Below are 13,408 nucleotides of genomic sequence, written 5' to 3'. Positions count from 1 at the left end.
GCCGCACCCGCGGCTCGCCGGAGCATCGCCATGCCGCTCGCCAGACGACTTACCCCGCTCGCCGCCCTTCTGTTTGCGGCGGCCCCTGCCGGCGCGCAGGAACTGGGCACCTACCGGGAGTTCCGCGACTGGATGGCCGCCTGCGACAATACCCGCACCTGCCGGGCCTACGCGCTGCCCGCCGATCCGGACGTACCGCGCATCACGCTCGGCCTGCTCCGCACCGGAGCCCCCGACGCGGCACCCCAGCTCTACCTTCATTTCACCGACGAGAATCTGATCGAACGCGTTCGCCGCGTCACCATCCGCTCCGAGGCTGGCGCCATTGCCACCTTGTCCCCCGGCGGCGGGCTGACGGCCGACGAGAACATCTTCCGGATCACCGATTCCCGCGCGGCCGCCGCCATCCTCGCGGAGGCGCGCCGGTCCAGGGAGTTGCGCCTTGTCTTCGAGCCGCCCCTGCCGAATGTCCAGCGCGATGCGCTTCGCATCTCGCTCGACGGCGCCTCGGCAGCGCTCCTGTGGATCGACGATCGTCAGATGCGCATCGGCACGGTCACCGCCCTCGCCCGCCGGGGCAACGCCCCGGCTGCCGCCGTGCCCGTGCCGGTCGTCCCCGCCGAGCCCCAGGGACGGCCATCGACGGGCGGCCCGGCGCCGTCGGAACTGACGCCCACCGCGATGAATGCGGTGATGGCGGCCTTCCGCGGCCTGCCCGGCGACGCCTGCAATCAGGAGGACGAGGAGCGCGACGCGCCAAGCATCGACCGGCTGGGTCCCGGCCAGTTGCTGGTCGGCGTGCGCTGCTGGCGCGGCGCCTACAATTTCAGCCGCGCCTACTATCTCGTGGACGAGGGCCCGCAGCCGAATGTCAGGCCTGCTTCCTTCCCGCGCCCGGCGGTCCCGGCGCCGAGCCAGGAACGGGACGCAGCGGAGGCCGACAACGTGCTGGTCAATGCCGATTATGTCGCCGAGACTGGCGGCATCGACCATTATTCCAAGGGTCGCGGCATCGGCGATTGCGGCGAACTGGGCAGCTGGGTCTGGGACGGGCGGGCCTTCCAGCCGACCCGGCTGACGCTGATGCCGGCATGCCGCGGCATCCTGCCATTGCACTGGTTCGCCCTTTACCGGACGCAGGAAGGGCGGACGCCCTGAGCGCCCGCCCTGCCTCCCGACTGTCGCGATCTCAGTAGCCGGAGCGCATCGGCTGCCAGCCGTAGGGCGTGTACTGGTAGTACTGGCCGCTATTGTCCATCACGAAGGCCCGTCCCTGAGCGTCGCGCTGGACGACGCCCGGCTGGGTGTGCGGCAGAACGTGGTTCTGCCCGTACTGGCCGGTATAGGTCGAGTTGCCCTGCAGCGTGCGGCCGAACTCGCCATTGTTGCGGTGGTAGCCGTTGGCATAGTCCATCTGTGCGCGGGCGCGGGCTTCCTCGGCGGCGCGCATGTCCTGCATGCCGCGACGCTGCTGATCCTCGATCTGGTTGCGCGAGTTCTGATAGTTGCGCATGCCCTGCTCGGTGAAGCCGCCGGTTGCCATGTAGTTGTAGGCGAACTGCTGCACCGACATCTGTCCGCCCTGCGCCCGATGCTGGTGGTACATCTGCTGGAAGCGCGGATTCTGCATCAGCTGGGCATACTGGTTCTGGTACTGGGACTGCATGGCCCCGTTCATCCGGGCATTGAACGCGTCGTTCATCGCATTGAGGTTCTGCGCGGCGGCGGGCGCGGCCTGGAAGGCGGCAGCAGCGATCGCGAGGCCGGCGAGCATGGTGCGGATGCGATTGAAGGCCATGTCATATCTCCTCGTTCAACCGGCTGCGTCGTGCGCCGTTGGGGATATGAGTAGCGGCGGCGGCCGGTCTCGGGCATTGCGGCGCATTGCAGGCGCTTGGGCTGGCATTGCGCGGACATGGCCGGACGTTGATCCGCGACCGCAAAGACTGGACCAGGATGTCGCCGGGATGAAGGCGGATATCCCCATTCAGAGGGGCAGGCTGGGGTTTGGCAGCCCTATTTCACGACGTTGGAGCCCGCATAGGGCGGCGGCGGAATATCCATGTGGGCGCGCCGGAGCGCCGCCGACCAGCGCTCGCGCAGGTCGTGGAAATAGGGCTCGCCCGGCTCGATCCGGTAGTGCGTCTGCAGGATCGCGTCGCCGCGCGGGATCACCGCGAGGTCGATCGGCATGCCGACGCCGAGATTGGACCGCATGGTCGAATCCATCGAAACGAGGCCGATCTTCAGCGCATCGTTCAGGTTGGTATCGAACTTGATCGCGCGGTCGAGGATCGGCTTGCCGTATTTGTGCTCGCCGATCTGGAGATAGGGCGTGTCGACCGTGCACTCGATGTAATTGCCGGCCGCATAGACCATGAACAGCCGCAGCGCCCGGCCGGAGATCTGGCCGCCGAACAGGAAAGATGCCTCGAACTTGATGCCGTCCTCGTCGAGCCCCGGCCCGTCGATCCGCCTGACCTCACGGATCGCCCGCCCGACGCGCTGCGCCGCCTGGAACATGGTCGGCGCGTTCATAATCGTCTCGATCTCGCCGGTATCCGGGTTCGGCAGGCCCTCGTGCAGGAAGCCGATCACCGACTGGGTGATGGAGAGATTGCCGGCCGAGGCGAGCACCATGACGCGCTCGCCGGGCTTCTGGAACACATGCAGCTTGCGGAAGGTCGAGATGTTGTCGAGGCCGGCATTGGTGCGGGTGTCGGCGATCATCACCAGCCCGTCGCGCACCAGAATGCCGCAGCAATAGGTCATCAACGATTCTCCAGGGACCGGACGGGTGTAACGGCCGGCACCGGCAGGGGCAACGCGGCGACCGTTGCACGACCGTTCATCCACAGGCGCAACGGGTGACGTCCTCAATAATGCGGCGGCGGCGGTTCTGGCGCCTGCGGCCCGCTGGAGCGCGCCTCGGCCTCGCGAACCTGATCCTCGAGCCGCTCGATCAGGCGCTTCAGGCGGTCGATCTCGCGCCACTGGGCGGTGATCGTCTCGTTCAGCTCTTCGACGGTCTGGTCCTGATAGGCGGCGCGCACTTCCAGCGCCTCCAGACGGGACAGGAGGTCGGCGATTCCGGTCATGGCAGCCTGATCCCCTTCGCGGTTTCGGCCACTTCGACAAGTCCGTGGCCGAGCGCCACGCGCTCATCGAAGACGAAGCAGCCGCCGCGCCAGCGGCTCTCCGCCGCCGGCACCCGCTCAAGATAGTTGAGGATGCCACCCTTCAGGTGGAACACCTCGGGAAAGCCCTTGTCGAGCAGATAGGCGCTCGCCTTTTCGCAACGGATGCCGCCGGTGCAGAACATGGCGATCCGTCGGTGCCGGGCGGGATCGAGGTTCCCTGCGACGTAGTCGCGGAACTCGCCGAATGTGGTGGTGGCGGGATCGGCCGCGCCCTCGAACGTGCCGATGGCCACCTCGAAGGCGTTGCGTGTGTCGATGACCAGCACGTCGGGATCGTCGATCAGCGCGTTCCAGTCACCGGGCGCGACATAGGTGCCGACGCGGCGCGCCGGATCGGTCTTGCCGCCGTCGAAGGCTACGATCTCGCGCTTCGCCTTCACCTTGAGCCGCTTGAACGGCATGGCCGAGGCGGCCGATAGCTTCACGTCGAGATCGGCCAGCCGCCCGCTGAACAGCGGCCCTTCACGCAGCGCAGTTATCAATCGGCCGACCGCTTCGGCCTCGCCGGCGACGGTTCCGTTGATGCCTTCCGGCGCGAGCAGCAGCGTGCCCTTGATCCCGAGGCTCTCGCAAAGCGCGAACAATTGCGGCCGCAGCGCGGCATGGTCCGGCAACGGCACGAAACGGTAAAGGGCGGCGACCTTGATCGGCATGAAGGGTCCCGGGGCGACGCGCCGGATTACCGGCCTTCGGTCGTGTCGGCAACGAAAAAGGCGGCGTGGGGAGACGCCACGCCAGCAGTACCTTCCGGCGGCCGCGAACCGCGGATGGGCCGGCATTTCGCCTGATGCCGATCAATCACCATCCCGCACCTGCGAAAGGCCCCTTCCCTAGCGGCGCGATTTGCCGCTAGCTTGTCTGCGAAGCACAGGATCGCTCCGGCAAGAGAGGGGCCGCGCTTCGTCTTCCAGAGGGGACCTTGGCCGGCAATGGCAGGCACTGCACCGATCTTCGACGAAATGACCCTCGCGGACGGTGCGGTCCGCCCCGCCTACGAAACCCTCGCCCGCTGGCTGAAAACAATACCCGCCGATCTTCTCGCCACCCGCTCGCGCGAGGCGGAGGCGCTTTTCAGACGCATCGGCATCACCTTCGCGGTCTATGGCGACGCCGCCTCCACCGAGCGGCTGATCCCCTTCGACGTGATCCCGCGGATCCTGACCAACGACGAGTGGGTCCGCCTGTCGAAGGGGCTCACCCAGCGCGTGAAGGCGATCAACGCCTTCCTCAACGACGTCTATTCCAAGCGGGAGATCCTGCGCGCCGGCCTCGTCCCCGAGGATCTTGTTTATCGCAATCCGGCTTTCCGGCCGGAGATGAACCAGCAGCCGGTGCCGCACGGCATCTACGTGATGATCGCCGGCATCGACATCGTCCGGGTCGATGCCGACACGTTCTACGTGCTCGAGGACAATGCCCGCACGCCCTCCGGCGTCTCCTACATGCTGGAGAACCGGGAGGTGATGATCCGCCTCTTTCCCGAACTGTTCTCCCAGCACCGCGTCGCGCCGGTCGAGAACTATACCGACGACCTCTTGGCGACCATGAAGTCGGTCGCGCCGCGCTCGGCCCCGTCCGATCCGACCTGCGTGCTGCTGACGCCCGGCCTGTTCAACTCGGCCTATTACGAACACACCTTCCTCGCCGACAAGCTCGGCGTCGAGCTGGTCGAGGGCCGCGACCTCTTCGTCAAGGCCGACATCGTCTACATGCGGACGACAGAGGGTCCGAAGCGCGTCGATGTGATCTACCGCCGCCTCGACGACGACTTCCTCGACCCCCTCGCCTTCCGGCCGGATTCGGCGCTCGGCGTGCCCGGCATCATGTCCGCCTACCATGCGGGCAACGTGACGCTGGCGAACGCGGTCGGCACCGGCGTCTCCGACGACAAGGCCGTCTACAGCTACATGCCGGAGATCGTGAAATTCTACCTCGGCGAGGAGCCGATCCTGAAGAACGTGCCGACCCATCGCTGCCGCGAGCCGAACGAACTCAAATACGTGCTCGACAACCTCGCCGACCTCGTCGTCAAGGAGGTCCATGGCTCCGGCGGCTACGGCATGCTGATCGGCCCGAAGGCGACCAGGGCCGAGATCGAGACCTTCCGCGACAAGCTGATCAAGGACCCGGCCGGCTTCATCGCCCAGCCGACGCTGGCGCTCTCCACCTGTCCCACGCTCGTCGACGAGGGGGTCGCGCCTCGCCACGTGGACCTTCGCCCCTATGTGCTGACCGGTCGCGACAAGGTGCGCATCGTGCCGGGCGGCCTCACCCGCGTCGCGCTGAAGGAGGGCTCGCTGGTGGTCAATTCCAGCCAGGGCGGCGGCACCAAGGATACCTGGGTGCTGGACTCGTGAGGATCGGCTGAACCATGCTCTCCCGCACCGCCGACAACCTGTTCTGGCTCGCCCGCTACGTCGAGCGCGCCGAGTATCTCGCCCGCATCATCGAGGCATCGACCCGCCTCGCCAACCTGCCTTCGGCCTATGCCGGCACCTCCAACGAATGGGAATCGGCCGTCGCCACCGCCGGCTGCGCCCATCTGTTCTTCCAGGCGCACGAGAAGGCGACGCGCGAGACCGTCATCGACTTCCTCGCCTTCTCGCCGGACAACCCCTCCTCCATCCGCTCCTGTTTCGAGATCGCGCGCACCAATGCCCGCTCGGTGCGAACGGCGCTGACCGGCGAGATGTGGGACGCGATCAATTCGGCCTGGCTAGAACTGTCGAAATACCGCGCCAGCGGCCTCAATCAGGACGAGCACCTGACAAGCTTCCTGTCCTTCGTGAAGGAGACGGGCCTGCGCTTCGACGGCTCGGCCTACCGCACCATGCTGCGCTCGGACGGCTACTGGTTCTCGCGCCTCGGCGTGATGATCGAGCGCGCCGACAACACCGCCCGCATCCTCGACGTGAAATATCACGTGCTGCTGCCGGACGCCGAGCATGTCGGCGGCTCCCTCGACTACTTCCAGTGGTCGGCCATCCTGCGCGCCGTCTCGGCGCTCACCGCCTATCACTGGGTCTACAAGGAAAGCCTCAAGCCCTGGCTGGTCGCCGACCTGCTGATCCTTAACGACCAGATGCCGCGCTCGCTCGCCGCCTGCTACGAGAGCATCGTGCGCAATCTGGACAGCCTGTCGCTCGCCTATGGCCGGCAGGGCCCGGCCCAGCGCAGCGCCCGCGCCATCCGCACGCGGCTGGAGAACGCCCGCATCGACGATATCTTCCAGTCCGGCCTGCACGAGTTCGTCTCGGACTTCATCGGCGAGAACAACCGGCTGGGCGCGGCCATCACCCAGCAATATCTGACCTGAGCGGCCCATGCGCATCCGCATCGCCCACGAAACGCTCTACACCTATGCCGTGCCCGCCAATGCGGTGATCCAGACGCTGCGCCTCACCCCGCGCAACTTCTCCGGCCAGCATGTCGCGAACTGGCGGATCGACGTCGATCAGGATTGCCGGCTCGACGCGCACGAGGACGCCTTCGGCAACATCACCCACACCTTCTCCGCGAGCGGGCCCATTCCCGCCATGACCATCCGTGTCGACGGGCTGGTGGAAACCTCCGACACGGCCGGCGTGGTGCGCGGCGCCATCGAACGCTTTCCGCCGGGTCTCTATCTCCGCGAAACCGACCTGACCAAGGCCGATCCCGCGATCCGCGCCTATGCCGAGGAGCGGCGCGCCAGGGCCGGCGATGGCACGCTGTCCATCCTTCACGCCCTGCTCGACGACCTGCCCGCCGACATGGCCTACGACAAGGACCCGACCCACGCCTCCACCACCGCGTCCGAGGCTTTCGCACTGAAGAGCGGCGTGTGCCAGGATTTCGCGCACATCTTCATCGCCGCGGCGCGCCATCTCGGCATCCCCGCTCGCTATGTCGGCGGCTATTTCCTGCATGCCGACGGCACGATCGATCAGGAAGCCGGCCACGCCTGGGCCGAGGCCTATGTCGAAGACCTCGGCTGGGTCGGGTTCGACCCCGCCAATGCGATCTGCCCCTCGGAGCAGCACATCCGCATCGCCTGCGGCCTCGACTACCTCAACGCCGCCCCCGTGCGCGGCTCCCGCCACGGCGGCGACGGCGAGTTCCTGACCGTGAAGGTCAGGGTCGACCAGGCCGCCCGACAGGTGCAAGTGCAGTAGGCTGCCGCGGCGCTGCCCTACCCCTTCGCCGCCTTTTCCAGCGTGGCGATATCCAGCTTGGTCATCTGCATCATCGCCTGCATGACGCGGTCGATCTTCTTCTGGTCGCCGCTCCGGAAAATCTCCGGCATCATGGCCGGCACGATCTGCCAGGACAGGCCGAACTTGTCCTTGAGCCAGCTGCACACATTGGTCTCTCCGCCCTCGGACAGCCTGTCCCAGTAATGGTCGACTTCCCGTTGGTCCTCGCAGAAAACCTGAAACGACACGGCTTCCGTGAATTTGAACTGCGGGCCGCCATTGAGGGCGAGAAACTCCATGCCATCGAGCTTGAATTCGACGGTCAGTGCCGTGCCGGCCGGGGCATGGCCGCCCTCGCCCCAGCGCATGATGCTGGTAATCCCGGAATTCGGAAACACCGCCGTATAGAACCTCGCGGCGTCCTCGCCATTCCCGTCGAACCAGAGGCAGGGCGTGATGCGGTTGGACACGATGCTGGCCATGCGCCTTCTCCCTATTACTTAACTAACTGGTTAAGTACTAAAACCCAGCCCTTCCGTCAACCCTGCCTCCGTCCTGCGGCCACTTGCCGCCCGGCCGTCGCTGGCCCTAACTCGTCACGAGACCGGAGCGCTCCATGACATCGACCCCCGACACCGTCACCGCCGCCATCCTCGTCATCGGCGACGAGATCCTCTCGGGGCGCACCAAGGACCGGAACATCGGCTACATCGCCGAGTACTGCACGACGATCGGCATCGACGTGAAGGAAGTGCGCGTTGTCCCCGACGAGGAGGACGAAATTGTCACGGCGCTGAACGCGCTGCGCACCCGCTACACCTACGTCTTCACGACAGGCGGCATCGGCCCGACCCATGACGACATCACCGCCGACTGCATCGCCAAGGCCTTCGGCGTCTCCATCGACGTCGATCCGCGCGCCCGCGCCATGCTGCTGGAGCGCATCCCGGAAAAGGACCTGAACGAAGCGCGCCTGCGCATGGCACGCATCCCGGCCGGCGCCGACCTGATCGAGAACCCGGTGTCGAAGGCACCCGGTTTCATGATCGGCAACGTCATCACCATGGCCGGCGTACCCGTCGTCATGCAGGCCATGCTGGACGTGGTCGCCCCGCGCCTGAAGACCGGCACGAAGATGCTGCAGGTCTCCATCGAGGCCCCCGGCATGAAGGAAGGCGATATCGGCACACCCTATGCGGCCCTCGCCAAGGCCCATCCCGGCGTCATCATGGGCTCCTATCCGATGATGCAGGACGGCCGCTTCTGGACCCGCCTCGTCCTGCGCTCGAAGGATGCGGCATTGCTCGCGGCGGCGGAAACCGAGGTCGTCGCCATGGCCGAGACGCACAAGGCGCCGGCCGCCGTCGTCACGGTGACGCGCGGCGGCTGACAGATTCCTGCGGAAAAGCCTGAATCCCTGCTTTTGCGGCGGGGGCCGGCCCCGCTAGTGTCGCCGCCCTATCCGGAGACCTGCCAATGGCGACCCCGAACCCCGAAAAGGCCTTCCCCGTCTCGTGGGACCAGTTCCACCGCGACGCGCGCGCCCTTGCCTGGCGCATCAGCAGCGCCGGCCCCTTCCGCGCGATCGTCTGCATCACCCGCGGCGGTCTCGTGCCGGCGGCCATCGTCACTCGCGAGCTCGGCATCCGACTGATCGAGACAGTCTGCGTCGCGAGCTACCACGACTACCAGAACCAGGGTCAGTTGCAGGTGATCAAGAAGGTCTCCGACGACCTTACCGAGGGCGGTGGCGAAGGCATCCTCGTGGTCGATGACCTCGTCGATACCGGCAAGACCGCCAAGGTGGTTCGCGACATGCTGCCGAAGGCGCATTTCGCCACTGTCTATGCGAAGCCGCAGGGCCGGCCGCTGGTCGATACCTTCGTCACCGAGGTATCGCAGGACACCTGGATCTATTTCCCGTGGGACATGGGCTACACGTTCCAGCCACCGATCCGCGACGCCGGCTGAACACCGGGCCCGGGGCTCGCGAGGGCGCCCGGGCATCCTCGCCCCGCATGCCGGGCGGCAGCGCGGTCAGCGCCGGCCGAACAGCGCGATGCGCATCGTGTCCGTGCCGAGCCCTTCCTCGATGATATTGCCCATGCGCCGCCCTTCCGGGCCGAGCAGCCCGAGCACCATCGGCGGGTTCAGCAAAACGACGATCACCCCGAAAAACAGGACGATCTTGGCAGGCGTCAGCGTCACGGCGGGTTCTCCTGTCCGTCGAACCTGCCCCACCCGTTTTCCCCGAAACTACAGATAGCAGTCGCGTTTCAACACGAGGTTCACCCGACCCGCGCAAAGCGCTGGCGAAGTGAACCGCTTCCGTCAGGGAATGGTTAAGACCTGCGGCTGACGTTACGGAATGCCGACCAGAACAACCTGGGGTATGGCGGGCCTATTGCAGACGAACGCAGTAGGTCAGCAGGCGCTCATACCAGCCGCGATCGGCATGATCCGACACTAAAACGAGACGGCTGCCGCCCGGCGCCGCATCGACAGCGGCCGTGACGATGGCCCTGCCGCGCAGGTCGCGCACGACGATATCCGCGCCACCTCGGCGGTTCTGTCGACGCACCAGCGGCAGGCGGCTGTCGAAGACATGCGCGACGCAATTGGCGAGCTGATCGGGCGCCATCGGCGACGAGACGATCAGCGCGCCCCGCGACGCCGGGATCGCCGCGCAAGCCGTCAGGCCGGTCGCGATGAGCGCGACAAGCGGCAGCATCGCAATGCGGCACCGACGCGAATCCATGCCGCCTCAACGGCGATCCATGGCCAGAGTTCCCTTCCGATGCGGAAAATGTGGTGCCCCCTGCCGGACTCGAACCGGCATGCCCGAAAGCGAGGGATTTTAAGTCCCTTGTGGCTACCAGTTTCACCAAGGGGGCGCCGGGCCACCTCTAGCGGCCCTCTGGTCCCCTTGGCAATGCAAGCCGGCGCATTCGCACGCCGCCAGTCGCTCCGTCCGGTCGATCACCGCGCCGCGCGCACCGGCTCGGCCGTGCGGATGCCTGCGGGTGAAGCCGGGAAAGTCAGGCGGGCGATCTCGCGCAAGCGGCTGCCGGTGAATTCGAAAGCCTGGATATCGTTGGCCACCATGTTCTGCACCAGCAGCCGGCGCGAATTGGCCGACCAGGCGACGCCTTGCGACCACTGGCCGATCGGCGCTTCCGCAACCTTGACGAGCTCGGGTCCGCGCAACCGGTAGACGACCACCTTGCCACGCTCGGCGAAGAACGGCGAGTTGCGCGGCTTGTTCGAGCCGGCCATCACCACGACGGCGACATGGCGACCGTCCGGGGCCATCTTGATGCCTTCCGGCGTCTGGCCCACCGAGACCGTGTTGACCACACGCGGCGGAGTGGCCCTCACGTCGATGACGCTGATCGTGTCGGCATCGCCGCCACCGAGGCCGATATTGGCAACCACCGCGAAATCGCCGCGCGTCGAGACATCGATACCGTAGGGCCTCAGGCCCGCGTTCAGATCGCGGCGGGTATAGGTGACATTGGTGCCCTCGATCGCCAGCACGGAAATCTTGTGGTCGTTGTCGCGCGTCACCAGCGCGCTGCGCCCATCCGGCGTGAACACCACATGGCTCGGCCCGGAATTCGGCTCGCCAAGGGCGATCTTCGGCCCGACCGTCACCGTCCGGCCCGCGATGGTGAGCACCGAGACGGTGCCCTCGGAGCGATTGGCGACAATGGCGAGATTGCCAGACGGATGGATCGAGATGCCGGCCGGGCCGCTGCCGACCTCCAGCGTCTGGATCACCGCCGGCGGATTGGCCTTGAGGTCGATCACCGAGACGCGGTTGTCGGGAATGGTGCGGCGCGGATTGGCCGGATCGACCTTCATCGCGGACGTGACCAGCGCGAGGCCCTCGTCGAGGGTCACCGCCACCGAGGCCGGCGGACCGACGACGCTGGCCGGCGCGGCAATGGTGGCGCGCACGCGCGGCGTGCCGGTGGCGAAATCGATGATCGAAACGGAATCGGGCGCCGGATTCTCGACGATGGTCACGACCCCGTCGATCAGGCGGGCCTTGCCATCATTGGCTGAGACAGCGATTTGCGCCTGCGCAGCACCGGCCGTGAACAGCAGTGTCGCCGCGGCTAGCGGCCACGTCCTGAGACGCTCCATGCGATCCTCCCTTCGCGGCCGTCGGAGGACCGCTTGTTGTGCGCAAACGACGCTAGCATCGATCCAAATCGATGCACATCCGCACCGCACCGGAGGAGAAGCGGCACGCTTTCCTCCCCTCGCGGGCCACCGTAAGGTCGCGCCGGGGGGCTGAGCTTTGAGGACCATCATGCACGCTGCACCGCTTGCCGTTTTGGCCGCCCTGATCGCCACTCCCGCCTTCGCGCAGACGCCGTCCGTGGAATTGCCGAGCCGCCGCGCCGGCCAGTGGGAGATCAAGACGCTGATGGAGGGGCGCGAGGGCGGCCCCGAAATGGTCGCGCAAACCTGCACCGATGCCGCGACCGAGCGCCAGATGATGCAGCTCGGCATGGGCATGGCCGGTCAGGTGTGCCAGCGCTACGACATCCGCCGCGTCGGGCAGGAATACCACATCGAGACCGACTGCCAGATGGGGCCGATGCGCTCCGTCTCGCGGTCCGTGATGTCCGGCGACTTCCAGTCGAGCTATTCGGTGCGGATCGAGGGCGCAATGACCATGCCAGGCCAGTCCCAGCCGCAGGCGACCAACATGGTGCAGAACGCCCGCTGGGTCGGCGCTGCCTGCACCGGCGGCCTCGTTCCCGGCGACATCCAGACCATGGGCCAGAAGGTCAACATCCGGAACATGCCCGGATTCGGCGGCGGCACGTCGCAGCCTCGCCGGCCTTAGGCGCCCGGTCACGCGCCGAAGCGGTAGATCCAGTCCTGCCGGGCGACGAGGCGCTCGCCGCCCATCAGGCGCATGGCCGTGTCGCGGGCGAAGGCCATCGGCCCCGTCAGGTGATAGATCGCGCCGTTACGGGCGGCGAGTTGCTGCACGGCCGCCGTCCGGCCGCGCCGCGCCCGCTCGTAGGCGCGGAACGCGCCGGCAAGATCGGCGCGCCGGCCCGCCGCGAGCCGCGCGAGCACCGCCGCGTCCTCGATGGCCATGGCGCCCCCCTGCGCGGCGAAGGGCAGCATGGCGTGGGCGGCGTCGCCCAGGAGGGTCGCGGCCCCCCGCCCCGGTCCGAACCAGACCGGACGGTCGGCGAGCGACCAGCGGGTCCAGCCCGGCGCCGCGGCGAGCAGGTCGCGCAGCGGGCCTGCCCAGCCGGCGAAACGGGACAGCAGGTCGGCGGCCTCGCCCGGCCCGCTCCAGCCATCCACCGGCGCGTCATCCTCGACGAAGGCGACGACGTTCACCGCGGCGCCGCCACGCAACGGATAGTGCACCACATGGGCATTGGGGCCGAGCCAGAGCCCGAGCCGCCGGCCGCGCAAGGACCTCGGCGCGTCGTCCATCGGCAGCGTCGCGCGCCATGCCGTGCGCCCACGAAAGACCGGCCCGGACCCATCGCCCAACGCCCGCCTGACGGCTGATCGCACGCCGTCGGCGCCGATCAGCGCATCGACGAGATGGTCGCCGTTCCCGGTCTTCACCTCGACGCCGCCGGCAACCTCGGTCACGGCGCTGACCGCCGCTCCGGTGCGCAGCTGGATGCATTGGTCCTCGCACGCCGCCTCGCCGAGCGCCGCCTGCAGGTCACCGCGATGGACTACCCACCACGGCGCGCCATAGCGGGCGGCGACCGCATCTCCGAGTTCGGCGGACAGGATGATGTCCCCGCTCCGGCCCGAGCGAACATCCATGCCCTCGGGCACGACCACGACGGCCGCCAGTCGCTCCGCCAGCCCGAGCCGGATCAGGATGCGGCTGGCATTGGGGCCGAGCTGGATGCCAGCCCCGACTTCCTCCAGCGCGGGCGCGCGCTCCAGAACCTCGACGGAGAAACCCTCGCGCGCGAGCGTCAGCGCTGCGGTCAGCCCGCCGATCCCCGCCCCGACAATGGCGATCCGGCCCAT

General features: G+C 67.5%; 16 protein-coding genes and 1 tRNA gene. 7 read left to right on the top strand and 10 right to left on the bottom strand.

The window, feature by feature from the left end; genetic code table 11:
* Window positions 1-30: 30 nt before the first annotated feature.
* The gene (locus JNK84_RS00340) at window positions 31-1,158 is read left to right on the top strand and encodes a DUF1176 domain-containing protein (protein WP_293419028.1); all 1,128 of its coding nucleotides are present in this window, start codon (window positions 31-33) and stop codon (window positions 1,156-1,158) included.
* A gap of 31 nt (window positions 1,159-1,189) precedes the next feature.
* Here JNK84_RS00340 and JNK84_RS00335 read toward each other — a convergent pair whose 3' ends face one another.
* From JNK84_RS00335 to trhO, 4 genes are all read right to left on the bottom strand, one after another.
* Window positions 1,190-1,798 carry a hypothetical protein gene (locus JNK84_RS00335; RefSeq protein ID WP_293419025.1) on the bottom strand — a complete coding sequence of 203 codons (609 nt, stop codon included), beginning with the start codon at window positions 1,796-1,798 and terminating at the stop codon, window positions 1,190-1,192.
* 218 nt (window positions 1,799-2,016) lie between these two features.
* The gene (locus tag JNK84_RS00330; RefSeq protein WP_293419022.1) at window positions 2,017-2,772 is read right to left on the bottom strand and encodes a proteasome-type protease; all 756 of its coding nucleotides are present in this window, start codon (window positions 2,770-2,772) and stop codon (window positions 2,017-2,019) included.
* A gap of 104 nt (window positions 2,773-2,876) precedes the next feature.
* The gene (locus JNK84_RS00325) at window positions 2,877-3,098 is read right to left on the bottom strand and encodes a SlyX family protein (protein ID WP_293419019.1); all 222 of its coding nucleotides are present in this window, start codon (window positions 3,096-3,098) and stop codon (window positions 2,877-2,879) included.
* Window positions 3,095-3,853, bottom strand: coding sequence for an oxygen-dependent tRNA uridine(34) hydroxylase TrhO (gene trhO / locus JNK84_RS00320; protein ID WP_293419016.1), 759 nt, complete (start codon window positions 3,851-3,853; stop codon window positions 3,095-3,097). Before trhO ends, JNK84_RS00325 begins: the two co-directional genes overlap by 4 nt.
* Window positions 3,854-4,129: 276 nt before the next feature.
* Between trhO and JNK84_RS00315 the strand changes: the two genes are divergently transcribed.
* The 3 genes from JNK84_RS00315 to JNK84_RS00305 are packed head-to-tail and all read left to right on the top strand — an operon-like array spanning window position 4,130 to window position 7,354.
* The gene (locus JNK84_RS00315) at window positions 4,130-5,557 is read left to right on the top strand and encodes a circularly permuted type 2 ATP-grasp protein (RefSeq protein WP_293419013.1); all 1,428 of its coding nucleotides are present in this window, start codon (window positions 4,130-4,132) and stop codon (window positions 5,555-5,557) included.
* A gap of 14 nt (window positions 5,558-5,571) precedes the next feature.
* Window positions 5,572-6,516 (top strand): alpha-E domain-containing protein, encoded by a 945-nt coding sequence (locus JNK84_RS00310; RefSeq protein ID WP_293419011.1) that lies wholly within the window; start codon window positions 5,572-5,574, stop codon window positions 6,514-6,516.
* Window positions 6,517-6,523: 7 nt separating this feature from the next.
* A complete protein-coding gene (locus JNK84_RS00305; RefSeq protein ID WP_293419008.1) occupies window positions 6,524-7,354 on the top strand; it encodes a transglutaminase family protein in 831 nt (276 codons plus the stop codon).
* A gap of 17 nt (window positions 7,355-7,371) precedes the next feature.
* Here the strand turns inward: JNK84_RS00305 and JNK84_RS00300 are convergent, their stop codons facing one another.
* Complete coding sequence (locus JNK84_RS00300; RefSeq protein ID WP_293419006.1) at window positions 7,372-7,857, bottom strand: VOC family protein; 486 nt, start codon at window positions 7,855-7,857, stop codon at window positions 7,372-7,374.
* A gap of 134 nt (window positions 7,858-7,991) precedes the next feature.
* On the opposite strand from JNK84_RS00300, the gene JNK84_RS00295 reads away from it, so the two are divergent.
* Both JNK84_RS00295 and gpt read left to right on the top strand, forming a co-directional pair.
* Window positions 7,992-8,765, top strand: coding sequence for a competence/damage-inducible protein A (locus tag JNK84_RS00295; RefSeq protein WP_293419003.1), 774 nt, complete (start codon window positions 7,992-7,994; stop codon window positions 8,763-8,765).
* Window positions 8,766-8,851: 86 nt separating this feature from the next.
* The gene (gpt, locus tag JNK84_RS00290) at window positions 8,852-9,346 is read left to right on the top strand and encodes a xanthine phosphoribosyltransferase (RefSeq protein ID WP_293419000.1); all 495 of its coding nucleotides are present in this window, start codon (window positions 8,852-8,854) and stop codon (window positions 9,344-9,346) included.
* A 66-nt stretch (window positions 9,347-9,412) separates the two neighbouring features.
* On the opposite strand, the gene JNK84_RS00285 is transcribed toward gpt, so the two are convergent.
* The 4 genes from JNK84_RS00285 to JNK84_RS00270 form a co-directional block, all read right to left on the bottom strand.
* Window positions 9,413-9,583 (bottom strand): hypothetical protein, encoded by a 171-nt coding sequence (locus JNK84_RS00285; protein ID WP_293418997.1) that lies wholly within the window; start codon window positions 9,581-9,583, stop codon window positions 9,413-9,415.
* A gap of 193 nt (window positions 9,584-9,776) precedes the next feature.
* Window positions 9,777-10,106: a hypothetical protein gene (locus tag JNK84_RS00280; protein WP_293418994.1), complete on the bottom strand. Its 330-nt coding sequence runs from the start codon at window positions 10,104-10,106 to the stop codon at window positions 9,777-9,779.
* A 78-nt stretch (window positions 10,107-10,184) separates the two neighbouring features.
* A tRNA-Leu gene (locus JNK84_RS00275) sits at window positions 10,185-10,269 on the bottom strand.
* Between the two features lie 85 nt (window positions 10,270-10,354).
* Window positions 10,355-11,524 carry a YncE family protein gene (locus JNK84_RS00270; protein ID WP_293418991.1) on the bottom strand — a complete coding sequence of 390 codons (1,170 nt, stop codon included), beginning with the start codon at window positions 11,522-11,524 and terminating at the stop codon, window positions 10,355-10,357.
* Window positions 11,525-11,693: 169 nt separating this feature from the next.
* Here JNK84_RS00270 and JNK84_RS00265 point away from each other — a divergent pair, with 169 nt between their 5' ends.
* Window positions 11,694-12,236 carry a DUF3617 domain-containing protein gene (locus JNK84_RS00265; protein WP_293418988.1) on the top strand — a complete coding sequence of 181 codons (543 nt, stop codon included), beginning with the start codon at window positions 11,694-11,696 and terminating at the stop codon, window positions 12,234-12,236.
* A gap of 8 nt (window positions 12,237-12,244) precedes the next feature.
* Here JNK84_RS00265 and JNK84_RS00260 read toward each other — a convergent pair whose 3' ends face one another.
* The gene (locus JNK84_RS00260) at window positions 12,245-13,408 is read right to left on the bottom strand and encodes an FAD-dependent monooxygenase (protein ID WP_293418985.1); all 1,164 of its coding nucleotides are present in this window, start codon (window positions 13,406-13,408) and stop codon (window positions 12,245-12,247) included.

The sequence above is a fragment of the Phreatobacter sp. genome, assembly GCF_016793595.1.
GTDB lineage: Bacteria > Pseudomonadota > Alphaproteobacteria > Rhizobiales > Phreatobacteraceae > Phreatobacter.
Note: the sequence above shows the minus strand (reverse complement) of the source record. Positions and strands in the feature narration are given on the sequence as shown.